A 25,620-nucleotide genomic window follows, 5' to 3' on the forward strand; every position below is an offset into this window, starting at 1 on the left:
CGCTCACCCGAAGATCTGCAGGTAGAACGACAACTCGGCGGCGAGGGCCGCGGCCCGGGTCTCCAGTCTCCGGAACCCGTGCGCCTCGCCCTCGAACGTCAGATACGTGCAGGGCACGCCGCGCGCCATCAGGCGGTCGGCGAAGGACTGTGACTGGGCCGGCGGCACGACGGGATCGGCGAGACCCTGCATCAGCAGCATGGGACAGGTGACCCGGTCGGCGAGGGCCAGCGGCTCACGCTCGCCGTACAGGTCCTCCGGGCCGACCAGCCACTCCACGTAGCGCGACTCGAAGTCGTGGGTGGCCGCGACCAGGGGGGCGAGCGCGCTGACGCCCGCCACCGAGACGCCGCCCGCGAAGACGTCCGACGCGCCGCAGGCGGCCATGACCGTCCACCCGCCGGCGCTCGCCCCGCGGACGGCGATCCGCGCGGGGTCGGCGAGGCCCTCGGCGACCAGCCACTTCGCCGCCGCGACCACGTCCTCCACGTCGGTCACGCCCCACCGGCCGCGCAGGCGCTCCCGGTAAGCCCGGCCGTACCCGCTGGAACCCCCGTAGTTGACGTCGAGGACGCCGATGCCGCGGCTGGTGAAGAACGCCTTGTCCAGGCCGAGCTCGCTCGTCGCGTGCCCGGTCGGCCCGCCGTGCACGAAGATCACGTACGGTGTGGCGCCCTCGTCCGCCCGCTCAGGCGGGCAGAGGTACGCGTGGACGCGCGTGCCAGGCCCCGCCTCGAACTCCACCGGCCGGGGCACGGGCAGGACCCCGGCGGGAACGCCGTCGACCGCCCGCCGCAGTTCCGTGACGCGCCCTGCGTCACCCGTGGCGTCGATCCGTACGACGGAGCGCGGCGCGCCCGCCCGGTAGCCGAGGCCGGCGACCACGTCGCCGTCCGCGTCCAGCACGGGCGCCCACCCCTGGAAGGGGACGTCGAGGTCGGTCAGCGTGCCCGTCCGCGGGTCGAGGACCCCCAGGCGCAGGTCGCCGCGCCCGTGCAGCACGGCCAGCCGCCCGTCGCCCAGCACGGCGTACGGCAGGCCGCCGAGCTGCCACAGCGGCCCGGCGAACTCCTCGTCGAGCGGGCAGAGCGCCTCGCACGACGACCCGGACACGTCGGCCCGGTAGAGGTTCCACCAGCCCGACCGGTCGGACACGGCGTACAGGTGCCGGTCGTCGCACCACAGCGGTGCGACGACCGACTCGGCGAGCCCGCCCATCACGGTCCGCGTGACGCCGTCGGACAGCCGCGTGACCCGCAGTTCGGTGCGGTTCCACGGCATGTGCGGGTGGTTCCAGCAGATGTGGGCGAGGTGCCGGCCGTCGGGGGACGGCGTGGGCGAGGCGTAGAAGTCGCTCCCCGTGACCCATTCGGTGACGCCGCCCCCGTACAGCGCCACCGACACGATCGAGCGGGTGACCTTGGCGTCCTGGTGGTGGCGTTCCCTGACGCACCACACCCGGGGCCCCTCAGGGCCGTCCTGGACCCGCAGGTCGGCGTAGCGCGACGCGCCCGGCTCGTCGGGCTCCGGCGTGATCGGCCGGGGCGGGGCGCCCCGGGACCCGGCGAGATAGAGCCGCTGGTCGGGATGGTGCGCGAAGACGATGCCGTGGCCGGGGACGACGACGTAGGACCGCCCGCCGTACTCGTGGACCCGCGTACGGGCGTCCCACGGCGCGGGAAGCAGGTCGGTGAGCGCGCCGTCGGCGGCCCGGTGGACGACCGTGCGGCGGCCGCCCTCGACGGCGCGGTCCTCCTCCCACCACGTCTCCCCGCCCAGCACGGTCGGGAACCCCGGCCGCAGGCCGGCACGTGCCACGTCGGTGGTGGAGAGGGGCGAGGGGCGCGGCGAGAACGATCTCGGGCCGGGCGTGGGGGGCATGACCGCATCCTGCCCGACGAGCCCGGCCCGGGGGGCGGGAATGCGGCAAGGTGTCAGTCGAGAGACGGGGGAGCGGTGTAGCGGGTGGCGAGCGGGCCGAGCTGGTCGATGACCGTGCGTTTCCAGGTGCCGTCCTCGAACATCCGGCGCAGCGCGTCCTCGACCTGGTCGCGCAGCGCGGGAGTCCCGGCGGCGATGCCGTACTCCTCGGTCGCCAGCGGCCTGCCGCTGAAGCGGAACCTGCCGGGATACTGCGCCGACAGCCCGGCGAGCACGGGGGCGTCGGCGACGATCGCGTCCGTCCTGCCGGAGGCCAGCAGCGGCGCGCAGGCGGCGGGCAGGTTCGCCTCGGCGAGGAAGAACTGCCTCCATCGGGCGCCGAACCTCCGCACGAGGGGCTCGGCCGACTCACGGGTGGCGCACACGCGCTTGCGGGCGAGGTCGCGCGGCCGGCGTACGGACAGGTCGCCGGCCCGGACGAGGATGTCGGTGCTGGTCACCAGGTAGGGGCCGGCGACGTGCCGGGAGCCCGCGGGGCCGGTGGCGCCGACGACGAGATCGGCCCGCGACGGGTCGAGCGTGTAGACGATCTGGTCGTCGCGGTAGCCGAGCGCCCGCGCGACGTACCGCGCCACCTGGATGTCGAAGCCGCTGTAGCGGCCGTCGGGCAGCCGGGTGACCAGCCCCGGCTGGCCGGGACGCACGCCGACCACCAGCGTGCCGCCGTTCCCGCACCCGGAGGTCAGGAGCGCGGCCGCCAGCACGCCGATCAGGGCACCGCCACGCCACACGCGCTCAATATCGGGGCCAGGCGTGTCCCCTCGCCAGCAGCGACACGGCAAAGCTCCGTTTACCCGCCGCCTTACCCGCCGCCGCGAGGGGTCAGCGCACGAGCGGCACCTCGCCGCCGGCCATCTCCGCGGCGGCCGGGTCGGCCGCGACCTTGCGGCTGCGCCTGCTGCGCCGTTCCAGCCAGGTGGCGAGGTAGCCCAGCGCCAGGTTGATCACGATGTAGATCGCCGCGATCACGATGACCGAGGGGATCAGGTTGGCGTAGTTGGCCGGTACCACGCGGGCGCCCGCGTTCAGCAGGTCGGCGTACGCCACGACGAACCCGAGCGCGGTGTCCTTGAGCAGCACCACGAGCTGGCTGACGATCGCGGGCATCATCGCGGTGACCGCCTGCGGCAGCAGGATCAGCCGCATCACCTGGTTCTTGCGCAGGCCGATGGCGGATCCCGCCTCCGCCTGGCCGCGTGGCACGGCGAGGATGCCCGCGCGCACAATCTCCGCCAGGACCGACCCGTTGTAGACCGTCAGACCGAACACCACGGCCGCGAACTCCGTCACGACCAGCCCGGCCAGGCTCCCGCCGTACTGCGCGAAGAAGATGAGCATCAGCACGGGCACGGCGCGGAAGGCCTCGACGACCACCGCGGCGGGGACGCGCACCCAGCGGTGGTCCGACAGGCGCGCGATGCCGAACACCGCTCCGAACAGCAGCGCGAGCACCGCGGCGAGCGCGGCGGCGGTCAGCGTGTTGACGAGCCCGGGCAGGATCAGCTCGGTCCACGTGTCGGCCCGCAGGAACGGCTGCCACAGCTCGCCCTTCCACTGGCCCTTCTCCTCGAACTTCGTCCACACGAAGTAGGCGGCGAGCAGCAGGACGACGGCGAACGCGAGCGTCAGGACGTTGTTGCGCAGCCGGGTCCGCGGGCCCGGGACGTCGTAGAGGACGCTGGCGCCGGTCATCGGACCACCGCCAGACGCCGGGCCAGCCGGCCGGCCAGCAGGTTCATGGGCAGGGTCAGCACGACGAACCCGGCCGCGAAGCCGAGGAAGATGGGAATGATCGCGTCTCCGTGGGCGTCGAACAGGTTCTTCATCCGCAGCGCCGCCTCCATGACGCCGATCGCGGCCGCGACCGTCGTGTTCTTGACCAGCGCGTTCAGCAGGCTCCCGAGCGGCGCGATGACCGTGCGCACCGCCTGGGGGAGGATCACCAGGCGGAGCGTCTGCAGGAACGTCAGGCCGATCGCCCGCGCCGCCTCCGCCTGCCCGAGCGGCACGGTGTTGATACCGGACCGCACGACCTCGCAGACGAAGGCGGACGTGTAGGCGGACAATCCGATGATCGACAGCCAGAAGCTGTTGAGCGACAGGTCGTCCCGGGAGAACTGGACGTTCATCACCGTGCCCAGGCCGAGGCCGCAGAACACGATGATCAGGGTGAGGGGCGTGTTGCGCAGCGCGTTGACGTACACCGTGCCCGCCCCTCGCAGCACCGGCAGCGGACTGACGCGCATGGCCGCCAGCACGATCCCCCAGACCAGCGAGATGACCCCGCTGACCACCGTGAGCTTCACCGTCAGCCAGAACGCGCCGAGGATGACGGGAAGCTCGTCGACGACGGCCTCCACCGCCGGCCTCCTCTCAGTGCCGCTCGGTCGCCGTCCTAGTACCGCTCGACGGACGGCGGCGCGGTGAAGTACTTGCCGAACTCGCCGAGGTTGGCGTCGAGGGCCTTGCGCCAGCTCCCGTCGCTGAAGAACTTCTCGATGGCGGTGTTGATCGCGTCACGGCCGGCCTTGTCGTCCATCTTGATGCCGATGCCGTACTTCTCCTCGCTGAACGGCTTGCCGATCAGCTTGAACTTGCCGGGGAACTGGGCGGCGAACCCGGCGAGGATGGTCGCGTCCGTGGAGATCGCGTCGACCTGGTTGTTCTCCAGCAGCGGCAGGCAGGCGCCGTACCCCTGCTGCTGGGTGAGGTTCTTGGACTCCCACTCGGCGCCGAACTTGTCGGCGAGCCGCTTCGGCGACGACGAGCCCTGGGCGCCGCACACCTTCTTGTCCTTGAGGGACTCGACGTCGGTGATCGAGGTGTCGTCCGCGCGGACGAGGATGTCCTGCCCGGTGATCAGGTAGGGACCGGCGAAGGAGATCTTCTTCTTGCGCTCGTCGGTGATGGAGTAGGTCGCGACGACCATGTCCACCTGACCCTGCTGGATGAACGGCTCGCGGTTGGCCGACTGGGCCTCCTTGAAGGTGATCCCGCTCTCCGGCACGCCGAGTTCCTGGGCGACGTACTTGGCCACGTCGACGTCGAACCCGCCGTAGCTGCCGTCGGGCTTCTTCAGCCCCCAGCCCGGCTGGTCGATTTTGATGCCGACGACGAGCTTCTTGTCGTTCTTCGCCTTATCGGCGATCGAGTCCGTCCCGGAGTTGCCGCAGGCCGTCAGGCCGGTAGCCAGGGCGGCGAGCGCGAGCAGGCCGGCTCCGAATCGCATCCATGTCACCTTTCGCTTTTGTGGAGCTTGTTGTGATCGGGGATCAGTGGGTGAGGATCTTCGAGAGGAAGTCGCGGGCGCGCTCGGTGCTCGGCTGGGTGAAGAACTCCGAGGGCTCGCCCTCCTCGACGATCTGGCCGTCGGCCATGAAGACGACCCGGTTGGCCGCCCTGCGGGCGAATCCCATCTCGTGGGTGACGACCATCATCGTCATGCCGTCGCGCGCCAGGCCCGTCATCACGTCGAGCACTTCCTGGACCATCTCCGGGTCGAGAGCGGAGGTGGGCTCGTCGAACAGGATCATCTTGGGGTCCATCGCCAGCGCGCGGGCGATGGCGGCACGCTGCTGCTGGCCGCCGGACAACTGGGCGGGATACTTGTCGGCCTGAGAGGCGATGCCGACCCGTTCGAGCAGCTCCATGCCCCGCTGCCCGGCCTGCTGCCTGGAGATCTTCCTGACCCTGACCGGGCCGAGTGTGACGTTCTCCAGGATCGTCTTGTGGGAGAACAGGTTGAAGGACTGAAACACCATTCCCACCTCGGACCGCAGGCGCGCGAGCGCCCGGCCCTCCGCGGGAAGTTCCTGACCGTCGAAGACGATGCTCCCGCCGTCGATGGTCTCCAGCCGGTTGATCACGCGGCACAGTGTCGACTTGCCGCTTCCGGACGGGCCGATGACGACGACCACCTCGCCCCTGCCCACGCTCAGGTCGATGTCCCTGAGCACGTGCAGCGGACCGAAATGCTTGTTGACTCCCTCCAGCCTGACAAGCGGGGCCCCACCACTGTTCTCCGTCATGGTCATCAACGTAGGGGGGTGAAGACGACCAAGTCACTAACGTCCTGGTACCGAATAGGTCACGCCATCGCTGGCCAGGGCCCTCATCGCCCGGGGCCGGGTGCGGCCCGCTCGCGGGGTCCGGGACGCGGCTTCTGCCCGCCTCGCGGCGCGGGAGCTTCGCCGGACACGACCTACCGATGGGAGACGCCGGCGTGAGCGGCGTGGCCGTCGAGCGGGCCGGCCGCCCCCGGCGCCTGGCTGAGCGGGAGGCGCAGGACGAACCGGGCTCCCCGTTCGCTGTCCTCGATGGTCAAGGTGCCCTGGTGGGCGTGCGCGATCTCCCGGGCGATCGCGAGCCCCAGCCCGGTCCCTCCCGAGTCCCGGTCGCGGGAGGCGTCCAGCCGGGTGAAGCGGTCGAAGACCGTCTCCCGGTGCTCGGGAGCGATGCCGGCGCCGTCGTCGGCGACCTCCAGCGTCGCCGTCGCCCCCGTGGCCCGTACGCTGACGAGGACCTGTGAGGTGGCGTGCCGTTCGGCGTTGTCGAGCAGATTGACCAGGAGCCGGATGACGCGCAGCCGGTCGCAGTCGACGAGGACGTTCTCCTGCAGGTCCCGAACGATCTCGATCCGATAGGCGCGGTGGTCGAGTTCGTCGCCGACCAGCCGCCCGAGGTCGGCCGGGGTGAGGTCGAGCGGGGCGTGGGCGTCCAGCCTGGCCAGGGTCAGCAGGTCGGTCACGATCGCCTGGAGCCGATCGGTTCCGCCGAGCACCGCCTCGGTCATCGTCGGCCAGTCGGTGTCGTCCGGGTGCATCAACGCGTCCTCGAGCTGGGTCCGCATGGCGGTGAGAGGGCTGCGCAGGTCGTGGGAGGCGTCCGAGGTGAACTGGCACAACTGCTTGTACGCGCCTTCGAGCCGGTCGAGGGTGTCGTTCACCGTCTCGGCCAGGAGGTTGATCTCCTGATGGTTCTTGTCCGCCGTCGGGACCCTGCGGTGGAGGTCGGTGGCGGTGATCTCCGCGAGCTCCGCGCGGATGGCGTCCACCGGGATGAGGTCCTTCCTGATCAGGCGGTAGGTCCCGGCGGCCGTCATCGCCGGCATCAGCAGGCACATGCCGATCGCGAAGAACAGCGCCGTGGTGTTGCCGTACCAGGGGACCGTCGGCACCGCCACAAAGAGGAGCCAGGGCCCGTCCGGTTGGTAGACCTTGTACGAGAAGACGGTCATGCAGCCCTTCAGCCCTGCCGGGGGACACAGGACCCGCTCGTCGAAGACGCTGTCACTGGGCGCGTGGAAGGTGGCCATCGCGGGTTTGCCGGCGAGCTGCGGCGTCGACGCGACGACCTGGCGCCGGGTGTCGAGGACCTGGACCGCCACGTTCCTGCCGGCCGGCAGCAGGGGAGGGAGATACCCCTGTCTGATGAGGGGCACCGTCCGGTCCCACGCCCCGGTGACCCGGTTTCGCGCCATGTCGGCGTCCCTGCCGCCCATGAAGATCAGGAAAAGCGTGCTGACGCCGGCGCACACCAGCGCCACGACAGCGGAGTAACCGACGGTCCTGCGGACGAGGACGGATGATCGGTTCCAGTTCTGCATAGGTTCGGGCCAATCCTTGGGGAGCGTGGGTCTGTGCGCTCGGTCACGGCCCTCCGGCCGCCTCGGGGACGAGCGGCGTGTGCCTCCACACCCCCACTAGAGGACCACAAACAGACAAAGGCCTCAATAAAGCAGATTCTTCGCTTACTCCAAGCCTGGGTAATGACGATCCCCCCTTGTCGTCATGTGACGGGCCGGATCCGGTTGGCGATGTTTCCGGTACAGGTGAGGGTGGGGAAGCGCCTACCCTTGTAGTGCGATGACTGCGACCACACACACTGTGACGACACAGGGCGCCGAGGGCGCGACGACGACGCAGAGCGCCGAGGGCGCTGCGACGACGCACGGCGCCGGGGACGCTGCCCGGACCTATGAGGTGCGGACCTACGGCTGCCAGATGAACGTGCACGACTCGGAGCGGCTGTCCGGCCTGCTGGAGGACGCGGGATACGTTCGCGCGGCCGAAGGGGACACGCCGGACGTCGTCGTGTTCAACACCTGCGCCGTCCGGGAGAACGCCGACAACCGGCTCTACGGCAACCTCGGGCATCTGAGGCCGGTCAAGATGGCCCGCAAGGGCATGCAGATCGCGGTCGGCGGGTGCCTGGCGCAGAAGGACCAGGGCGAGATCGTCCGCAAGGCCCCCTGGGTGGACGTGGTCTTCGGCACCCACAACATCGGGTCGCTGCCGGTGCTGCTCGAGCGGGCCAGGATCGCCGAAGAGGCCCAGGTCGAGATCAAGGAATCCCTGGAGACCTTCCCCTCCACGCTGCCGAGCCGCCGCGAGTCGGCGTACGCGGCCTGGGTGGCGATCTCCGTCGGGTGCAACAACACCTGCACGTTCTGCATCGTGCCGTCGCTGCGCGGCAAGGAGAAGGACCGCCGTCCCGGCGACATCCTCAACGAGGTGCGCACCCTCGTCGACCAGGGCGTCCTGGAGATCACCCTGCTGGGGCAGAACGTCAACACCTACGGTGTGGAGTTCGGCGACCGGCTGGCGTTCGGCAAGCTGCTGCGGGCCTGCGGTGACGTCGAGGGCCTGGAGCGGGTCCGCTTCACCTCGCCCCACCCGGCCGCCTTCACCGACGACGTGATCGCCGCCATGGCCGAGACGCCCAACGTGATGCACCAGTTGCACATGCCGCTGCAGTCGGGCTCCGACCGCGTCCTCAAGGCCATGCGCCGGTCGTACCGGTCCGAGCGCTACCTGGGGATCATCGAGCGGGTCCGCGCCGCCATGCCGGACGCCGCGATCTCGACCGACATCATCGTGGGCTTCCCCGGCGAGACCGAGGAGGACTTCCAGCAGACCCTGGAGGTCGTGCGGCAGTCGCGCTTCGCGAACGCGTTCACGTTCCAGTACTCCATCCGTCCCGGAACCCCGGCCGCGACCATGGACGACCAGGTGCCCAAGGCCGTGGTGCAGGAGCGGTACGAGCGCCTGGTGGCTCTCCAGGAGGAGATCTCCTGGGAGGAGAACCGCAAGCAGGTCGGCCGCACGCTGGAGGTGCTGGTCGCCGAGGGCGAGGGCCGCAAGGACGACGCCACGCGCCGCCTGTCCGGCCGCGCGGCCGACAACCGTCTCGTCCACGTCGCCGCCGCCGACGCCCGCCCGGGTGACATGGTGACGGTCGAGGTGACCTACGCCGCGCCGCACCACCTGGTGGCCGACAAGGTCCTGTCCGTACGGCGGACCCGCGCCGGCGACGCCTGGGAGACCCGGCAGGCCGCGCCGCAGCGGGGGAACGCCGTCAGCCTGGGCATGCCCGCCATCGGCCGTCCCGCTCCGCTGCCCGCGGAGCCGCCGGCCTGCTCGGCCCTCTGACGTCGCGCGCGCCGGGCGCACGACCTGACGCGCTCGATCGGGCTCGGCCGGTGGGCAGGGTCACTGGGTGAGGCCGCGCAGGACCTCGTAGCAGTAGTCGCGCCGCAGGTCGTCGAACCGCAGGCAGGGGTCCTGGATCTGGGACGCTCCGTCCGTCTCCATCGGCGGCTCGGCCGCGCTCCTGACCGCCGCGTCCATGCTCGCGGAGTCCCCGACTGCCGCGTCCCTGGCGGCGGCGCCCTTGGCCGGGGTGTCGTCGGCGCTCTTCCCCGTCGCCGTGTTCCCTCTCGCCGGGCCACGGGCCGGTTTGGCGGTGCCCGGAGCGGCGCTCCGTGCGGGTCGTCGCCGCTCCGTGTCTTTCGGCCGGCCGGCCGAGCCCTGCGAAGGCGGCCGGGATCGGGACGAGGGGCCCGCCGCGCCGTGGCGTCCGGGTGGCGGCGGCGCGTCCCGTTCGTCCGCCAGTCGCTCTCGCTCCGGGACGTCCTCCGGCGTCTCGCCGGGCCGTTCGGCCGCGCGTTCAGGCTCCCTCTCCGGCCGTTCGGCGGGCGCGGGTAACCGGGGGGCGGCCGGTGACGAGAAGAACGGGCCGCCGGCGGGGAAGCCGGGCGCGGGCGCGACCGTGGCGCGCGGGCCGGCGGCCGCCGGCAGGGCGGTCTGGGGCGCGGGGTCGCGCCCGGAAAGGACGGCCAGCACGACGCCGAGCCCGGCGATCGCGGTCACGCCGATCACGCCCGCCAGGGCGAGGACGGGATGACCGTCGCGCCGGTGCCGAGGGGATGGGGAGAAGTCCGGCATGTCGTGCTCTTTCATGCGGCGGTCTGTTTCTAATTTCTCAGTGTGCCTCCCGCGTACGGATTCACGTGGCGGTTCCACCGATTTCCGGGGGCCCCAGATAGACCGCCTCCGACCGGGATTTGGAGAAATGTCCAGCAGAATTACCGGGCTGTGTCGTACCAGGTGGCAGCGGTCGCACGCGAAACCGGCCCGTGAATGGCAGTGCTTCCCGCGCGGATTAAATTACCGTTTTGATGAATATTTGGTGATTCATCCAGAGAGTTGTCTCTCTGGAACCGGGACGGCGAGCCGGAATCCGGGATGACCGGCCACGGCGGCCCATCCGGCCCCCGGCGCGAGCAGCCGTACGGGCCGCACGACCTAGCATCGGCGGTGTGTCCGTTCGTGAACTGGTCGTCCTCGGCACGTCGAGCGCGGTGCCCACCCGCCACCGCAACCACAACGGCTATCTGCTGCGCTGGGACGGCGAGGGGTTCCTGTTCGACCCGGGCGAGGGCACGCAGCGGCAGATGCTGCACGCCGGCGTGAGCGCGCACGACATCACCTGGATCTGCGTCACCCACTTCCACGGCGACCACTGTCTCGGGGTGCCCGGCGTGGTCCAGCGGATCGCCAGGGACGGGGTGCGCCATGAGGTGCGCGCGGCCTACCCGGAGAGCGGCGAGACGTACTGGCGCGGGCTGCGCAACGCGTCGGCCTTCGCCGACACCGACGTGATCACGCCGTGCCCGGTCTCCGGCGAGGCGGCCGGATGGCCGGCGGGACCGGTGACGCTGACCGCGCGGCCGCTGTCGCACCCCGTCGAGTCGTACGGCTACCGCGTGGACGAGCCGGACGGGCGCCGCATGCTGCCCGGCGAGTTGGCCAGGCGCGGCGTGCGCGGCCCGATGATCGGGGAGTTGCGGCGGCACGGCTCGCTGACGCTGCCGGACGGTTCGACGGTCACGCTGGACGAGTGCAGCACCTCCAAACCGGGACAGAGCGCCGCCTTCGTGATGGACACCCGGATGTGCGACGGTGCGTTCGCCCTGGCCGACGGCGTCGACCTGCTGGTGATCGAGTCGACGTTCCTGTCGGAGGAGGGCGCGCTCGCCGCGCAGTACGGGCACCTGACGGCGGCCCAGGCGGGGCGGATCGCGGCCGACTGCGGGGTGCGGCGGCTGGTGCTCACGCACTTCTCCGAGCGGTACACGCCGGCGGACGAGCGGCGTTTCGTGGACGAGGTGCGCGAGTCCTACGACGGGGACGTCGTGACGGCGCGCGACCTCATGCGCGTCCCGGTGCCGAAGCGGGCGGACTACCAGGTCCAGCGGGCGACGAAGTAGCCGACGTCGTACGGCGCGTCGTCGTACAGCAGTTCGGCGGCAGGTGGGGGAGCACCCTCCGCCGCTCCGCCCAGCACCTGGAAGGCGGCCCGGCCCGCCGCCCACAGCTCACTCGCCTGATCCGGATCCAGCGCCAGAAGGCGTTCCACATCGCCTGACGCGAGCGCCCCGGCGAGCATCGCGTCGTACGGCACGGCGTCGGGGTGGACGTACCCCGGGGCCTTCTCGGTGCGCCTGGCCGAGCCGTCGCCCATGACCAGCAGGGCCACCCGCGGCGCCGATTTCGCCAGGCGGCCGCCGAGCGCGGCGCACTCGTCCGGCGGCGCGTCGAAGCCCACCGCCTCGAACCGCAGGACGGGCAGCGCGGGCCTGCACTCCAGCAGCCAGCGGCCGATCGTGAGCGACAGGGGCAGGACGGGATCTCCCCGCCCCACCCGGACGTCCGGTCCCCACGGGCGCAGCGTCCCGGCCGCGTCCCCGGGGAAGGACCCGGCGGCGTCCGCGCCGCCGGCCACGGCCAGCACGTCGGGGCGGGCGGCCAGAAGCGAGCCGACCGCCGTGGCGCAGGCCGCGCGCAGGGCGTCGAGCTCGGGTGCGGCGGCCCCGGCGACCTGCGGGACGAGCAGCGGAGGATGCGGGCAGACGGCAGCGGCGACCAGCACCCGCTCACCCTACCCCCGCCGATCACCCGCAGAATGGGACACATGGACAGCAGCACGGTGGCGTTCGCGACCGTTCCGACCAGGCTGGGCGACGTCCTCGCCGCCGTCACCGGGGACGGGGTCGCCGCGACCCACTTCAGGGACACGCCCCTGACCAGGGAGCGCATCGCCGGTCGGCTCGGGATGGCCGCCGCCGACGACCCCGCCCGCACGGCCGCCGTACGGGAGGAGCTGGCGGCGTACTTCCACGGCGAGCTGAAGGAGTTCCGGACGCCGGTCGACTGGCGGCTCATGTCGCCGATCCAGCGGCAGGTCCTCGGCACCCTGTTCGCCACGGTCCCGTACGGCGAGGTGGTGACGTACGGCGAGCTGGCGGCGCGCAGCGGTACGGGCGTCCCGGCGCGGGCCATCGGCTCGATCATGGGCGGCAACCCGCTCCCGATCATCGTGCCGTGCCACCGGGTCGTCGCCAGCAACGGCCTCGGCGGCTTCAGCGGCGGTGACGGGGTGGAGTCCAAGCGGTGGCTGCTCACCCTCGAAGGTCACCTGCCGCCCACCCTCGACTGGGACTTGTGAACTCCCCGCCACTGGGACACTGGACGGTGTGGGGGAGTCACCTGTGATCGCCGTAGTCGGCGCGACCGCGGCGGGCAAGTCCGACCTGGCCGTCGAGCTGGCGCTCCGGCTGGGCGGCGAAGTGATCAATACCGACTCGATGCAGCTCTACGAGGGCATGGACATCGGCACGGCCAAGCTCTCCATGCCGGAGCGGCGCGGCGTGCCCCATCACCTGCTGGACATCTGGCCGGTGACGCGGACCGCCAGCGTGGCCGAGTATCAGCGCATCGTCCGCCCCCTGATCCAGGACCTGCGCTCGCGCGGCAGGGTTCCCGTGCTCGCGGGCGGCTCCGGGCTCTACGTCCGCGCCGCGATCGACGACCTGGAGTTCCCCGGCACAGACCCGGACATACGGGCCCGGCTGGAGAAGGAGCTCGCCGGGGCCGGTCCCGCGCCCCTGTACGAACGGCTCAAGGGCCTCGATCCCGTGGCCGCGGAGAACATCCTGCCCAGCAACGGCCGCAGGATCGTCCGCGCGCTGGAGGTCATCGAGCTGTCCGGGCGGCCGTTCTCGGCCACGATGCCGTCGTACGACGCCGTCTACGAGAGCGTGCAGATCGGCGTCGAGGTGCCGCGGCCGGTCCTGGACCAGCGGATCGAGCTACGGGTCGGCCGCATGTGGGAGGCCGGGCTGGTGGACGAGGTGCGCGCGCTCGCCACCCGTGGCCTCGCCGAGGGCAGGACCGCCAGCCGGGCCCTCGGGTACGCGCAGGTGCTGCGCTTCCTCTCCGGGGAGTGGACCGAGGAGCGGGCGCGGGAGGAGACCGTGCGCGCCACCCGCAGGTTCGCCAGGCGGCAGGAGTCGTGGTTCCGCCGCGACCCCAGGGTCGTGTGGCTGCCGTTCGACGCCCCCGACCTGGCCGACCGTGCGATCGCCGTGATCACCGGGGCCTCCTAGACTGCTGCCATGCGGTTTCTGAAGGGCCACGGCACCGAGAACGACTTCGTCATCCTGCCGGACGCCGACGCCACGCTGGACCTGTCCCCGGTGGACGTCGCGGCGCTGTGCGACCGGCGCGCGGGCATCGGCGCCGACGGGGTGCTGCGCGTCGTGCGCGCCAAGCTCTGCCCCGAGGCGGCAGGGCAGGCCGGCGAGGCCGAGTGGTTCATGGACTACCGCAACGCCGACGGCAGCATCGCGGAGATGTGCGGCAACGGCGTCCGGGTCTTCGCCCGCTACCTCGTGGACGCCGGCCTCGCGGCGCCCGGCGAGTTCGCCGTCGCCACCCGCGGAGGGCTCAAGCGCGTACGGCTCGGCGCGTCGGGCGACGTGACCGTGGACATGGGCAGGCCGCTGGTGCTGGGGGAGAGCCGCGCCGTCGTCGGCGGGCGCGAATGCCGTGGCCTGAACGTCAACATGGGCAACCCCCACCTGGCGTGCGCGGTCGCGGAGCCGGTGGCCGGGTTCGACCTCGGCCGCGAGCCCGACTTCGACCGCGGCGTCTACCCGCTGGGCGTCAACGTCGAGATCTTCAACGCCGTGGGCGACCACAAGGTGTCCATGCGGGTGCACGAGAGGGGCTCGGGGGAGACGCGCTCGTGCGGCACCGGCGCGGTCGCGACGGCCGTCGCCGCCGCCCACGCCGCCGGTGAGACCACGGGCACGTGGGAGGTCGGGATCCTCGGCGGCACGGTCACCGTCACGCTGGACGAGGACACGAGCTACCTGTCCGGACCCGCCGTCCTCGTCGCCTCGGGGGAGTGGCCCGCCGCCCTCTGATCGGCCGCGTTTCCGATCCGTCATGTTTCTGGTCCGCCGCGTTTCCGATCGGCCGTATTTCTGCTCCGTCGTCCCGAGTCCGGCCCGCTCTCGGGCGCAGGCCGCCCAGTCACGGCCGCGTGCTGTTTGGGTCATGGTCGGCGACCTGGCAGACTGACTCCCCATGGACGTGGACATCTGGGCCTGGGTGGGTGGCACCCAGCGCGAGCTGCACGAGGCGGGTAACACGGGACTGGCCATGGCGCTGGGTGACGTGCCCGCGCAGGCGCTGGAGGGCCGTTTCGCTCAGCTCGACGTCGTGGCGCCGGCGATCGCGCAGCATGCCGAGACGCTGGAGAAGCCGTGGCTGGAGTTCTTCGCGCGCTACTGGCACCTGCTCGGGAGGGTGGGCGACCGGGCTATGGGCGCGGTCGCGCTCGACGACGCGGCCTCGCTGGTGGACTTCGCCCAGCGTGACGACGTGCGCGAGTGCCCCGGCGCCCCCGGCGCCGTGGAGCTCCTGGCGATCGCCCAGGCCAACACCGACGGACCCGGCTACGCCGAGTCCCGGCTGGCCTCCCTCGGCGCGGCCCTCGACGGCGTCGCCCCCGACTCCCTCGCCTTCTCCGCGCTGGCCACGGAGTACGTAGCCGCCCTGATCGACGCGGGCCAGGCGGCCGAGGGCGTCGCGTACGCCGAGGCGGCGGTGGAGCGCCTGCGCGGAGCCGGGCGGGAGGCGAGCTGGGAGCTGGGCGCCGCCTCCGCGCGGGCCCTGCTCATCGCCGGGCGCCCGGACGACGCCCTGACCGCGCTCGACGCCTCGACCGGCTTCAAGCCCGACGACCCGGTCGCGAAGGGCCGCCGCGAGGCCCTGCTCCGCTCGCGGGTGCTGGCCACCCTCGGCCGGATGCAGGAGGCCGTGGACGCGCTCCCCGACCTCGACGTGGTGGGCGACCACGCGCGGGAATGGGTGGAGTGGGCGCACACCGTCCGCCTGCTGTCCTCGGGCGGCTCGATCGCCAACACCTGGCAGCTCGGCCGCATCCTGCGTCAGTGGATGTCCTACTTCGAGAGCATCGGCGGGCACCGCGCGCGCTTTGAGCTCGCGGTGACGGCCGGGCACCTGGCGGTCGCCAGGCAGGGCCTGTGGCAGGCCCGCCTGCTGGCCGACTACGCCGATGCCGCCATCGCCACCCTCCGGGCCACCGAAGGGCTGGCCGAGCGCGTGGCCGAGCTGCGCGCCGCCGCCGACGCCGCCAAGGAGCTGCCGGCCCCCGGCCCCCGCGACGAGCTGGTGGCCTACTTCGACGCCGCCGACGGCCGTACGGCCGACCCCGAGCGCTGGGTGGGCTGGCTGTCGCCGGTGTCCGGCAGCGACATCGAGGCCACCCGGCGTCACACCACGACGCTCGGCTTCCTCGGCTACGCCCCGGTGGGCGCCGACATCTACTGGAAGACGATCGTCGAGAACGGCGACCCCGCCACGGCCGACACCGAGGACATCTCCTATCTCACCGGCCTGCTGATCGAGGCCGGGCAGGACGAGCGGGTGGAGACCCTGGCGGCGCGGCTGCCGGAGACCGGCTCCCACCTCGCGCTCGCCCGGCTGCACCGCGCGCGCGAGCGGTGGGAGCAGACGGCGGCCGAAGCCGAGCAGGCCGTCGCGCACGGCGGCGGGCTGGAGGCGCGCCGCCTGTGGTCGGGCGCCGTCCAGCAGCTCGGCGACAACGCCAAGGCGGCCGACATCCTCAAGCCGCTGCTCGAGTCGGGCGAGGGCGAGGAGGAGGACGTCTGGCGGGTCATCGTCCTGTCCACCGCCGTGGAGGACTGGGCGACCGTACGGGCGGCCGGCGTCAAGCTCGGCATGCCGATCGAGCCGGGCGAGGGCCCGATCGAGGAGGAGTGGCACCTGGTGCGGGTGATCCTCCCCGCTCCCGACGGCACCCAGCGGGAGGTGCTCGCCGTACGGACCGGACCGGCCACCGCCCGCCTGGCGATCCCGCAGCCGCGCGGCATGGAGTACAACGCGGGCGACGTGGTCGTGATCGACCCCCGGCCGCTGGAGCCGATCCCGGAGAACGAGCAGGAGCGGGAGAGCTTCGTGATCCCGTTCGCCGGGGTGACGATGCTGCGCCCTGGCGGCTACACGAGCTGGTTCTTCGACGGCGCTGCGCCGTCGGAGGACGAGTGGGCCGAGTTCAACGAGGTCCTCGCCGAGCGCGGCTGGCCGATGTGGGTCTACAGCGACGAGAACTACCGCGTCACCCACCCGGCCACGGGTGAGCAGCTTCCCGGCGTGTTCGGGTGGATCGCGATCCCGCCCACCGTGCGACCGTCCGACCTGGACGCCGTTCTCGACGACGTCACCGAGCAGTGGTCCCACCCGCTGGCGTGGCTGGACCTCGCCCGCGAAGTCGGCATCGAGGCCGAGCGCCACGAGCGAATCTCCAAGGAGTACGGCCTCTAACAACCGCCGTGATCTTGTAGTTTGTCGCACGCGTGCCCTCTGAGCTGCGCATCTCCTTGTGGTGATCATGCACGCCCGCCGGGCGGGGGTGGCATGACCTGCGCTTATCGCCTCCGTGATCTTGCAATTGCAAGATCACGGAGGCTGATTGCCCTGGTGGCCGGTCTCTCCGCCGATTCTGTGCATGATCACGGAGTGTGAACGCGCTGCTCGGCAGGGGTCTCTGCGACAAACTACAAGATCACGGGGAGGGCTGTCGGTGTGTGGTTGTGATCACCCATTGGCGCGGGATCCTCACGGACTGATTCGCGTGCAGGGGACATAGATCACTGGACGGTCACAATATGGAGATTAGGTGGCATTTTTCACCATAAGAGGGGCAACAGGGCCCTAGCCTCATTCCTGTTGTCAAGAACAGGATCCGTGTTGCGTCAACCGCAACGCCTGTGCGTGTGCCCTGAGGAGTCGTTGGCCCCCCGCTCTTCGTTCACGGCGTGCGAGCGGCAGCCCTCGCGCCGTGCTTTGGCGTTCCCGGGCATCCACGCCGCCTCGCGGGCGAGCGCCAAGTGAGGGGAATCAGAGTGGGCACAGCCGCGATCGAGGTTCGCGGGCTCTGGAAGATCTTCGGTCCCAAGGCCGACCGGATCATCGGCAGCCCCGACGCCGACCTTGAGCCCGCCGAACTGCGGGCGAAGACGGGGTGCACCGCCGCCGTCAGGGATGTCGGCTTCGAGGTCCGGCCGGGTGAGGTCTTCGTCGTCATGGGCCTGTCCGGCAGCGGCAAGTCGACGCTGGTGCGCTGCCTCACCCGGCTCATCGAGCCGACAGCGGGCGAACTGCGCATCGACGGCCAGGACGTGCGCGCGATGTCGGCCAAGCAGTTGCGGGAGCTTCGCCGTCACCGGGTGAGCATGGTGTTCCAGCACTTCGGGCTGCTGCCGCACCGCAGGGTCGTGGACAACGTCGGCTACGGCCTGGAGATCCAGGGCGTCGGGAGGTCCGAGCGGAACGAGAAGGCCCGGCGCATCCTGTCGCTGGTCGGGCTGGAGGGCCACGAGGAGTCCTATCCCGAGCAGTTGTCCGGCGGCATGCAGCAGCGCGTCGGCCTGGCCCGGGCGCTCGCGGTCGACCCCGAGGTGCTGCTGTTCGACGAGCCGTTCAGCGCGCTCGACCCGCTGATCCGCCGTGACATGCAGGCCGAGGTCATCCGGCTGCACCGCGAGGTCGGCAAGACCATGGTCTTCATCACCCACGACCTGTCCGAGGCGCTCAAGCTCGGCGAACGCATCGCGATCATGCGGGCGGGCGCGATCGTGCAGGTGGGGACGCCCGAGGAGCTGGTCGGGGCGCCCGCGGACGACTACGTCGCCGACTTCGTGCGGGACGTCCCCAGGGCGCAGGTGCTGTCGCTGCGCTGGATCTGCCGCGCCCCGGAGCCGGGCGAGCCGCTCGACGGCCCGGAACTCCCCGCCGACACCGTCATCCACGACGCGGTCCCGTACGCGATGGCGTCCGACCGGCCCATCCGGGTCGTCGCCGACGGCGAACTGGTCGGTGTGGTGAGCCGGGTCGACATCCTCGGCGCGGTACGGCCCGGCGACGGGCCCCTGGTGGGCGCCGCCCCCGCCGGCGCGCCCGGGGAGGCGTAGATGGTGAGCGCACCTGTGCAGGCGGCGCCGCCCGTACGGGCCCCGGCGCCGGTCCGGCGCCTGCCGCGATGGGTCGCGCCGGTCGCCGGGGTGGTCGCGGTGGTGGCCCTCTACGTGGCCTTCCGCGGCAGGGCCGTGCTGCCGCACGACGACGACGCCACCCTGTTCCACTGGCTGAACGACGCCCGCGACTGGGTGGACGCCAACCGCAACAGCAGCCCGATCTTCATCTACGTCGTCAACTACATCCGCCTGGGCGCGGCGGAGCTCTTCACGCTGATCCAGAGCGCGCTGACCGCCCTGGGCTGGCCGGGGCTCGTCGGCCTGGCCGCCGGCCTCGGCTGGCTCGCGGGCGGCTGGCGGATCGCGCTCGTCTCGCTCGCGGGCTTCGCCGGCGTCGGCGTGCTCGGGTTCTGGGAGGCGAGCGTCGAGACGCTCGCGCTGACGCTGTCCGCGGTGCTGCTGTCCCTGCTGTTCGGCATCCCGCTGGGCGTCTGGGCCGGCCGCTCGCCGCGCGTACGGCGGATCGTGACGCCGGTGCTCGACGTGATGCAGATCATGCCGACGTTCTCGTACCTGTCGCCGATGGTGCTGCTGTTCCTCATCGGGCCGGCGTCCGCGACGATCGCTACGATGATCTACGCGATGCCGCCGGCGATCAGGATCACCTCGCTGGCCATCCAGCGGGTCCCCGCTGTGACGGTGGAGGCGTCGGAGTCGCTGGGCGCGACCGGAGGGCAGACGCTGCGCAAGGTCCGCCTGCCCTTGGCGCTGAACACGATCATGCTGGGCGTCAACCAGACGATCGCCGCCGCGCTGGCGATGGTGCCGCTGACGGCGCTGATCGCGGCGCCGGGCCTCGGCGAGGACCTCATCAGGGCGCTCGCCAGGGTCAACGTGGGCGCGGCGCTCGTCCCCGGCGTCGCGATCGTGCTGCTCGCCATCGTGCTGGACCGCGTGACGCGGGCGGCGGCACAGCGGCGCGGCGGCGGCAACCGGGCGCGGGCCGTCCGCTGGGGCGGCTTCGCCGTCCTCACGGCCGCCGGGATCGCCCTGACCCCCGTGATGGCGCAGGAGTTCCCCGAGCAGTGGCAGGTGCAGATCGTCCGGCCGATCAACGACGTGGTCGACTGGATCGAGACGCACTGGTACGTCTTCACCGGCTTCCTGAACGACACCGTCGCGTACGGGCTGCTGAACCCGTTGCAGAACGTGCTGACCAGCGCGCCGTGGTGGCTGATCACGGCCGCGGTACTGGTGTTCGCCTGGCGGCTGAGCGGCCCCGCGGCCGGTCTGGTCGCCGCCGGCTGTCTCCTGGGCGTGGCCGCACTCGGGCTGTGGGCCCACAGCATGGAGACGCTGACGATGGTCCTGGTCGGCTCGTTGATCACCATCGCCGCCGGGCTCGCGCTCGGCGTGGCGGCGGCGCGGTCCCGGTGGTTCGCCGCGGTGCTGCGGCCGCTCCTCGACGCCGCGCAGACGATGCCGTCCTTCTCCTACCTTCTGCCCGCCGTGGCCTTGTTCGGCAACGGCCGCTTCACCGCGATCATGGCCTCGTTCATCTACGCGGTGCCGGTGGTCGCGCGTCTGGTGGAGGACGGCCTGCGGGCGGTCCCCGGGACGGTCATGGAGGCGGCCAGGTCCGCCGGTTCCACCGACAGGCAGCTGCTGTGGAAGGTGCAGCTGCCGATGGCCCGCGGCTCGCTGCTCCTGGCGGCTAACCAGGGCATCGTCATGACGCTGGCGATGGTGGTGATCGGCGCGCTGGTCGGCGCAGGAGCCCTCGGATACGACGTCGTGGCCGGGTTCGCGCAGCAGGAGGACTACGGCAAGGGCCTCGCCGCCGGCGTCGCCCTGGTCCTCCTCGGAGTCATGCTCGACCGGATCACGCAAGGCGCCAACGGGCGCCGCTCTCCCCACAAGAAGAGGAACGCATGAGAAAGTTTCGCCTAATCGCAGGTGTTCTCGTTCTCGGCCTCAGTCTGGCCGCCTGCGGTGGCGCCAAGGTCGAGGACGACTCCGCGGCGGCGCCGAGCGCGAGCGCCGCGGGCGCCGCGGGCGCGTCCGCGGGCGGCACGGTCAAGATGGCCATCAACGGCTGGGTCGGCTACGAGGCCAGCGCCGCCGTCCTGTCGTACCTGCTGGAGAAGGAACTCGGCTACAAGGTCGAGAAGGTGACGCTCGCCGAGGAGCCGTCCTGGCAGGGCCTCGAGTCGGGCGACGTCGACGTCATCGTCGAGAACTGGGGTCACGAGGACCTCAAGAAGAAGTACATCGAGGAGAAGAACGTCGCCGTCGAGGCGGGCAGCACCGGCAACAAGGGCGTCATCGGCTGGTACGTGCCCGAGTGGATGGTGCAGAAGTACCCCGACATCACCGACTACAAGAACCTCAACAAGTACGCCGACCTGTTCAAGACGTCCGAGTCGGGCGGCAAGGGGCAGATGCTCGACGGCGACCCGTCGTTCGTCACCAACGACGAGGCCCTGGTCAAGAACCTGAAGCTCAACTACAAGGTGGTCTACGCGGGCAGCGAGGCGGCGCTCATCAAGGCCGCCAAGCAGGCGACCGACCAGAAGAAGCCGCTGCTCATGTACTTCTACGAGCCGCAGTGGCTGTTCAACCAGGTCAAGCTGGTCAAGGTCAACCTCCCCGCCTACACGGAGGGCTGTGACGCCGACCCCAAGAAGGTCGCCTGCGACTACCCGCCGTACGACCTTGACAAGATCGTGAGCAAGAAGTTCGCCGACACCGGCGGCAAGGCGTTCGAGCTGGTCAAGGCGTTCCAGTGGACGAACGACGACCAGAACGCGGTCGCGGACGACATCACGAACAACGGCATGTCCGCCGAGGACGCGGCGAAGAAGTGGGTGGAGGCCAACCCTGCCAAGTGGCAGGCCTGGATGCCCAAGTGATCTAGTCGGTGTCCCCCGTGGTCCTTCCGCCGCGGTCGCCGCGGCGGAGGGTCTCAGGGGGCGCTTTGCGGGATCACGACCCCATGCGCCCGGCCGGGCGCGAGCACTCGTCGGCCGCGATCCCCGCGATCGCGGCCGATCGTGCTTGTTGTGGAATACTCTCCCGGTGTCGCCGCGGCCCCGCCGCTCGCGTTCGCCGCCCGTACGACATCAGATGAGGTCAGATATGAGGATCCGTCTCCTTGCCGGCGTGCTGACGCTCGCGCTGGCCATGACCGCCTGCAGTGGCGGGAGTTCGGATGACACCGCCGGAGCGGGCGCCCCCGGCGGGACGAAGACCGTGCGACTGGCGATCAACCCCTGGATCGGTTACGAGGCCAGCGCCGCCGTCGTCGCGTATCTCCTGGAGAACGAGCTCGGCTACAAGGTCGAGCGGATCGAGAGCGGCGAGGCGGACTCCTGGAAGGGCTTCGAGAAGGGCACGGTCGACGTCGTCCTCGAGAACTGGAGCCACCCGGAGCTGAAGAAGGAGTTCATCGAGGACAAGAAGGTCGCGATCACCGCGGGAGAGAACGGCAACAAGGGCATCATCGGGTGGTACGTCCCCGAGTGGATGGTCCAGAAATATCCGGACATCACGGACTGGCACAACCTCGCCAAGTACAAGGACCTGTTCAAGACGGACAAGAGCGAAGGCCTGGGCCAGTTCCTCGCCGGCGACAAGTCCTTCGTCACCAACGACGAGGCGCTGATCAGGAACCTGAAGCTGCCCTTCAAGGTGGTCTACTCCGGCAGTGAGGACGCGCTGATCGCGGCGGCCCGCAAGGCCACCGAGAACGAGACCCCGCTGCTGATGTACTTCTACGAGCCCCAGTGGCTGTTCAACCAGCTCAAGCTCGTCAAGATCAACCTTCCGCCGTACGCCATCGGGTGCGACGCCAACGTCAAGACGGTCAACTGCGACTACCCGCCCTACCTGCTCGACAAGGTCGTCAGTGTGAAGTTCGCCAAGAGCGGCGGCAGCGCGTACGAGCTGATCAAGAACTTCGTCTGGACGAACGACGACCAGAACGCCGTCGCCTACGACATGGCGGTGAACAAGATGAGCGCGGAGAACGCCGCCCGCAAGTGGGTCGAGGCCAACAAGATCGTCTGGCAGGACTGGATCCCCGCCTGACCGGCGGACGCCGATCCACCCCGCCGAAGCCTGAACGAGGGGCGTGGCGCGCACGGCGCGCCACGCCCCTCGTCGTCGTGCGCCCCGGCGCGTGAGCGCGTCTCTTTGATCACGAGACCGTGATCGCGCTGCGCCTCCTTTGCCACCTTTTTACCCTTTGCTATATCTGAGAGGGATATTTCATTACCTAGGGGTGGCTGTGGGTGGGCGTGGTACTCGGTTGATCGCCGGAATCTCGGTGGCGGTGGCCGTACTGGCCGGTTGTGGGCCGATGCCGGAACTCGACGACGCCCTCACGGGCCAAAGCGGCGGCAGCGGCGGCGGCGGTGGTGGCGGCGGCGGGAAGAGCGAGTCGGGGCCGGATCGAGGCGTCAACCCGCTCGACAACCCCGACGGCACCGGGCCTGGCCTGAAGGCCATCACGTCGGACAAGGACCGGGCGGAGGCCCGCGAGCTGATCGACCAGGTGAAGACCAAGGGCCGGGGATCGAAGACCGGTTACGACCGCGACAAGTTCGGCTACGCCTGGGCCGACAACGTCGACGACGTGCCGTGGGGCCGCAACGGCTGTGACACCCGCAACGACCTGCTCAAGCGGGACGGCGGGGACATCAAGTATCGCGACGGGTCGAACTGCGTCATCGTCTCCATGACCATCTACGACCCGTACACCGGCAAGACCATCGACTGGACCAAGTCGGAGGCGGCGGAGGTCCAGATCGACCACGTCATGCCCCTGTCGTACGACTGGCAGATGGGCGCGTCGCGGTGGAGCGAGAGCAAGCGCAAGCGGATCGCCAACGACCCGCTCAACCTGATTCCCGTCGACGGCTCCACGAACGGCTCCAAGGGCGACTCGGGCCCGGCCACCTGGCTGCCGCCCCGCACCGAGATCCGCTGCTCGTACGCCGTGCGCTTCGCCCAGGTGGCCCTCAAGTACAACCTGCCGGTGACCTCCGCGGACAAGGCGGCCATGCTGGAGCAGTGCAAGTGAGCGGGCCGGCTCGCCGGTAGCCGGCCCGCCCTGCTCGTGCGACAGGCCGGGCCGCCCGAAGCGGGCGGCCCGGCCTGCCGGGCCCAAGGCTGTGAACGGCCGGTGGCTCAGTCGCAGCCCGCGGCGGAGTCGTCCACCTTGGGCGCGGTGTCGTCGACCGTGACCTCCAGTTGGGCGGTCGAGGCGACCAGGCTCCCGGCGGGCGCCTTCGCCTCCTTCGCGTCCACCACGATGCCGCGTTCACCGAGCAGTTCGTACGTCGAGGGGTCGAAGATGATCTCCTCGCGCACCCCGCGGGAGACCCGGCCGACGCCGATGCCGCTGCGCCCCGAGGCGTCCTCGACGTTCTCGGTCACCGTGACCCCGGGAATCGTGGCGGCGGCCTTGAACAGCGCCGCGCGCTGGGGCGCCGGCACGTACGTCTCCCGCAGCAGGTCGCCGACGGCAGTCCACGCCCCCGTGTCGGGTGGATTGTCGCCGCGCGGCCGGTCGTACAGGTAGGCGCGCATCTTCTCAGGGTCGGCCGGCAGATTCTTCAGGTTGACGTAGGCGGTGTCGCGCGTGCTGTCGCAGGCGGGCAGCCGCATCCACTCGGTGCCCTTGTCCCGGTACGCCTCCGGCGGGACGGGCCAGCCGGGATAGGCCTGAGGCTCCAGATAGTCGATCTTCAGGGCGCCGTCCTTCGCGCCGTTGGCCGGCAGCCAGATCGTCCGCTTGGTCCGGTAAAGGTAGCGGGACTCCTTCTCGTCCTCGCCGACCACGGTGGCCTCGTACATCGTCTGGGAGCTCACCTTGACGAACTGGTCGTCGCGTGGCGACAGGTCGGTCACCGCGCGGGCCGCCTTGCCCAGCACCTCCTCGGCCGACATGGGCGAGATCTCCGGCAGCCGCACCACCCCCGCGCTCACGGTCGCCGGCTGTCTCTGCGGTCCTGTGGAGACGACTCCCGTGGTGACGACGGTGACGGCCGCGACGCCCGCCGCCGCGAGCAGCGCGGTCCCGCCCGCGAGGAGCGTGAGACGCGGGCGCGTGCGGGCGGGCCGGGCCCCTGGGCTGGTCAGCCGCCGCCGTGCGGCCGCCTTGGCCGCCAGGGAGTAGGGCGCGGCGTCGGGCCGCTGCCGTGCCACCAGGTCGATCTCGTCGGTCATCGGTCGTTCTCCTCGGGCAGGTCGAGATGGCGGCGCAGCTTTCCGCGCACCCGGTGCAGGCGCGAGCGGACGGTGCCGATGGGGATCTTCAGGGCCTCGGCCGTCTCCTCGTAGGAGAGGTCGGCCCAGGCGACCAGGAGAAGCAGGTCGCGTTCGGCGGACGACAGCCTGGCCAGCGCGGCGGCGAGAGCGGGCCGCAGGGCGGCGGCGCTCGCCCGCTCCACTCCGCGCTCCTCCTCGTGGGAGCCGCGCTCGCCGGCGTCGCCGGGCGTGCGGGCGATCGCCCGCAGCCGCCGGACCTCCGAGCGGCGGTGCCCGGAGATGAGGTTGCCCGCGATGCCGTACAGCCAGGGCCGGGCGTCGGCGCGGGACGTGTCGTACCTGTGCCGCTTGCGGAACGCCACGAGGAACGTCTCGGCCGTCACGTCGTCGGCGTGCTCGGGGCCGAGACGGCGGCCCGCGTAGGCGTGGATCTCGTCCGCGTGGCGGTCGAAGACGCCCGCGAACCGCTCGGGCTCGATCAGCGACGCCTCGATCAGCCATGCGTCGCTCGGCTCGGCGTCGTGAAGTCCGGCGTCGTACGGCCCCGCGTCGTAAGGCCGGGTGCCGGCGCGCGCTCCGGATCCTGGGTGCGCGCCGTCGCGGGAGCCGTCGGGCTCGTGTCGGGGGACGACCCTGGGGTAGTACGTTTCGCCGGGAACCGCACTCACCACCCGATTTGTCCGTTCATGGGGGTTATCCTTCCGTAGGCGCTGTCGCGCCTTCACCCCCTACTCCGCCGGACGGCCCTGGCCGGTTCC

Annotated in this window: 22 protein-coding genes; 11 read left to right on the top strand and 11 right to left on the bottom strand. The window is 71.2% G+C overall.

The window, feature by feature from the left end; all coding sequences use genetic code 11:
• Positions 1-3: 3 nt before the first annotated feature.
• The 7 genes from HHX31_RS01025 to HHX31_RS01055 form a co-directional block, all read right to left on the bottom strand.
• On the bottom strand, positions 4-1,881 hold the full coding sequence (locus HHX31_RS01025) for a prolyl oligopeptidase family serine peptidase (protein ID WP_169944163.1): 1,878 nt from the start codon (positions 1,879-1,881) through the stop codon (positions 4-6).
• A gap of 53 nt (positions 1,882-1,934) precedes the next feature.
• Positions 1,935-2,672: a transporter substrate-binding domain-containing protein gene (locus tag HHX31_RS01030; RefSeq protein ID WP_169944165.1), complete on the bottom strand. Its 738-nt coding sequence runs from the start codon at positions 2,670-2,672 to the stop codon at positions 1,935-1,937.
• A gap of 91 nt (positions 2,673-2,763) precedes the next feature.
• Positions 2,764-3,633 carry an amino acid ABC transporter permease gene (locus HHX31_RS01035; protein ID WP_169944167.1) on the bottom strand — a complete coding sequence of 290 codons (870 nt, stop codon included), beginning with the start codon at positions 3,631-3,633 and terminating at the stop codon, positions 2,764-2,766.
• Positions 3,630-4,301, bottom strand: a complete 672-nt coding sequence (locus HHX31_RS01040) for an amino acid ABC transporter permease (RefSeq protein WP_169944169.1) — start codon at positions 4,299-4,301, stop codon at positions 3,630-3,632. The genes HHX31_RS01035 and HHX31_RS01040 overlap by 4 nt, the downstream gene beginning before the upstream one ends.
• A gap of 35 nt (positions 4,302-4,336) precedes the next feature.
• Positions 4,337-5,170 carry a glutamate ABC transporter substrate-binding protein gene (locus HHX31_RS01045; protein ID WP_169944171.1) on the bottom strand — a complete coding sequence of 278 codons (834 nt, stop codon included), beginning with the start codon at positions 5,168-5,170 and terminating at the stop codon, positions 4,337-4,339.
• Between the two features lie 43 nt (positions 5,171-5,213).
• On the bottom strand, positions 5,214-5,969 hold the full coding sequence (locus HHX31_RS01050; protein ID WP_169944173.1) for an amino acid ABC transporter ATP-binding protein: 756 nt from the start codon (positions 5,967-5,969) through the stop codon (positions 5,214-5,216).
• A gap of 173 nt (positions 5,970-6,142) precedes the next feature.
• Entirely contained in the window at positions 6,143-7,546 is a 1,404-nt protein-coding gene (locus HHX31_RS01055) for a cell wall metabolism sensor histidine kinase WalK (protein ID WP_169944175.1), read from the bottom strand.
• A 376-nt stretch (positions 7,547-7,922) separates the two neighbouring features.
• Here HHX31_RS01055 and miaB point away from each other — a divergent pair, with 376 nt between their 5' ends.
• A complete protein-coding gene (gene miaB / locus HHX31_RS01060) occupies positions 7,923-9,371 on the top strand; it encodes a tRNA (N6-isopentenyl adenosine(37)-C2)-methylthiotransferase MiaB (protein WP_169945482.1) in 1,449 nt (482 codons plus the stop codon).
• Positions 9,372-9,431: 60 nt separating this feature from the next.
• On the opposite strand, the gene HHX31_RS01065 is transcribed toward miaB, so the two are convergent.
• Positions 9,432-10,181 carry a hypothetical protein gene (locus HHX31_RS01065; protein WP_169944177.1) on the bottom strand — a complete coding sequence of 250 codons (750 nt, stop codon included), beginning with the start codon at positions 10,179-10,181 and terminating at the stop codon, positions 9,432-9,434.
• Positions 10,182-10,540: 359 nt separating this feature from the next.
• Here HHX31_RS01065 and HHX31_RS01070 point away from each other — a divergent pair, with 359 nt between their 5' ends.
• Positions 10,541-11,491, top strand: a complete 951-nt coding sequence (locus tag HHX31_RS01070) for a ribonuclease Z (protein WP_169944179.1) — start codon at positions 10,541-10,543, stop codon at positions 11,489-11,491.
• On the opposite strand, the gene HHX31_RS01075 is transcribed toward HHX31_RS01070, so the two are convergent.
• Positions 11,464-12,153, bottom strand: coding sequence for a class III extradiol dioxygenase subunit B-like domain-containing protein (locus tag HHX31_RS01075; RefSeq protein ID WP_169944181.1), 690 nt, complete (start codon positions 12,151-12,153; stop codon positions 11,464-11,466). The two genes, HHX31_RS01070 and HHX31_RS01075, sit on opposite strands and share 28 nt — an antisense overlap.
• A 42-nt stretch (positions 12,154-12,195) precedes the next feature.
• Here HHX31_RS01075 and HHX31_RS01080 point away from each other — a divergent pair, with 42 nt between their 5' ends.
• From HHX31_RS01080 to HHX31_RS01120, 9 genes are all read left to right on the top strand, one after another.
• Positions 12,196-12,729 (top strand): methylated-DNA--[protein]-cysteine S-methyltransferase, encoded by a 534-nt coding sequence (locus HHX31_RS01080; protein ID WP_211589141.1) that lies wholly within the window; start codon positions 12,196-12,198, stop codon positions 12,727-12,729.
• A gap of 43 nt (positions 12,730-12,772) precedes the next feature.
• Positions 12,773-13,669, top strand: a complete 897-nt coding sequence (gene miaA, locus HHX31_RS01085) for a tRNA (adenosine(37)-N6)-dimethylallyltransferase MiaA (RefSeq protein WP_311931059.1) — start codon at positions 12,773-12,775, stop codon at positions 13,667-13,669.
• Between the two features lie 9 nt (positions 13,670-13,678).
• The gene (gene dapF / locus HHX31_RS01090; protein ID WP_169944187.1) at positions 13,679-14,491 is read left to right on the top strand and encodes a diaminopimelate epimerase; all 813 of its coding nucleotides are present in this window, start codon (positions 13,679-13,681) and stop codon (positions 14,489-14,491) included.
• A gap of 163 nt (positions 14,492-14,654) precedes the next feature.
• Positions 14,655-16,937: a tetratricopeptide repeat protein gene (locus tag HHX31_RS01095; protein WP_169944189.1), complete on the top strand. Its 2,283-nt coding sequence runs from the start codon at positions 14,655-14,657 to the stop codon at positions 16,935-16,937.
• A gap of 581 nt (positions 16,938-17,518) precedes the next feature.
• Positions 17,519-18,586, top strand: coding sequence for a glycine betaine/L-proline ABC transporter ATP-binding protein (locus HHX31_RS01100; RefSeq protein WP_311931063.1), 1,068 nt, complete (start codon positions 17,519-17,521; stop codon positions 18,584-18,586).
• Complete coding sequence (locus HHX31_RS01105; protein WP_169944193.1) at positions 18,587-20,524, top strand: proline/glycine betaine ABC transporter permease; 1,938 nt, start codon at positions 18,587-18,589, stop codon at positions 20,522-20,524.
• Complete coding sequence (locus HHX31_RS01110; protein ID WP_169944194.1) at positions 20,521-21,501, top strand: ABC transporter substrate-binding protein; 981 nt, start codon at positions 20,521-20,523, stop codon at positions 21,499-21,501. The genes HHX31_RS01105 and HHX31_RS01110 overlap by 4 nt, the downstream gene beginning before the upstream one ends.
• Before the next feature lie 226 nt (positions 21,502-21,727).
• On the top strand, positions 21,728-22,678 hold the full coding sequence (locus tag HHX31_RS01115) for an ABC transporter substrate-binding protein (protein ID WP_169944196.1): 951 nt from the start codon (positions 21,728-21,730) through the stop codon (positions 22,676-22,678).
• Positions 22,679-22,898: 220 nt separating this feature from the next.
• Positions 22,899-23,672 (top strand): HNH endonuclease family protein, encoded by a 774-nt coding sequence (locus HHX31_RS01120; protein WP_249345323.1) that lies wholly within the window; start codon positions 22,899-22,901, stop codon positions 23,670-23,672.
• Positions 23,673-23,779: 107 nt separating this feature from the next.
• Here HHX31_RS01120 and HHX31_RS01125 read toward each other — a convergent pair whose 3' ends face one another.
• On the bottom strand, positions 23,780-24,820 hold the full coding sequence (locus HHX31_RS01125) for a CU044_5270 family protein (RefSeq protein ID WP_169944198.1): 1,041 nt from the start codon (positions 24,818-24,820) through the stop codon (positions 23,780-23,782).
• Positions 24,817-25,530, bottom strand: a complete 714-nt coding sequence (locus HHX31_RS01130) for an RNA polymerase sigma factor (RefSeq protein ID WP_311931068.1) — start codon at positions 25,528-25,530, stop codon at positions 24,817-24,819. Before HHX31_RS01130 ends, HHX31_RS01125 begins: the two co-directional genes overlap by 4 nt.
• Positions 25,531-25,620 lie beyond the last annotated feature (90 nt).

It is taken from the genome of Microbispora sp. H11081 (genome assembly GCF_012999535.1).
Classification (GTDB): domain Bacteria; phylum Actinomycetota; class Actinomycetes; order Streptosporangiales; family Streptosporangiaceae; genus Microbispora.

What these genes read in the sequence shown, in the direction of transcription:
- HHX31_RS01025 (WP_169944163.1), bottom strand. Translation starts at nt 1,881, where the DNA reads ATGCCCCCCACGCCCGGCCCGAGATCGTTCTCGCCGCGCCCCTCGCCC.
- HHX31_RS01035 (WP_169944167.1), bottom strand. Translation starts at nt 3,633, where the DNA reads ATGACCGGCGCCAGCGTCCTCTACGACGTCCCGGGCCCGCGGACCCGG.
- HHX31_RS01045 (WP_169944171.1), bottom strand. Translation starts at nt 5,170, where the DNA reads ATGCGATTCGGAGCCGGCCTGCTCGCGCTCGCCGCCCTGGCTACCGGC.
- HHX31_RS01050 (WP_169944173.1), bottom strand. Translation starts at nt 5,969, where the DNA reads ATGACGGAGAACAGTGGTGGGGCCCCGCTTGTCAGGCTGGAGGGAGTC.
- HHX31_RS01055 (WP_169944175.1), bottom strand. Translation starts at nt 7,546, where the DNA reads ATGCAGAACTGGAACCGATCATCCGTCCTCGTCCGCAGGACCGTCGGT.
- HHX31_RS01065 (WP_169944177.1), bottom strand. Translation starts at nt 10,181, where the DNA reads ATGAAAGAGCACGACATGCCGGACTTCTCCCCATCCCCTCGGCACCGG.
- HHX31_RS01080 (WP_211589141.1), top strand. Translation starts at nt 12,196, where the DNA reads ATGGACAGCAGCACGGTGGCGTTCGCGACCGTTCCGACCAGGCTGGGC.
- dapF (WP_169944187.1), top strand. Translation starts at nt 13,679, where the DNA reads ATGCGGTTTCTGAAGGGCCACGGCACCGAGAACGACTTCGTCATCCTG.
- HHX31_RS01095 (WP_169944189.1), top strand. Translation starts at nt 14,655, where the DNA reads ATGGACGTGGACATCTGGGCCTGGGTGGGTGGCACCCAGCGCGAGCTG.
- HHX31_RS01105 (WP_169944193.1), top strand. Translation starts at nt 18,587, where the DNA reads ATGGTGAGCGCACCTGTGCAGGCGGCGCCGCCCGTACGGGCCCCGGCG.
- HHX31_RS01110 (WP_169944194.1), top strand. Translation starts at nt 20,521, where the DNA reads ATGAGAAAGTTTCGCCTAATCGCAGGTGTTCTCGTTCTCGGCCTCAGT.
- HHX31_RS01115 (WP_169944196.1), top strand. Translation starts at nt 21,728, where the DNA reads ATGAGGATCCGTCTCCTTGCCGGCGTGCTGACGCTCGCGCTGGCCATG.
- HHX31_RS01125 (WP_169944198.1), bottom strand. Translation starts at nt 24,820, where the DNA reads ATGACCGACGAGATCGACCTGGTGGCACGGCAGCGGCCCGACGCCGCG.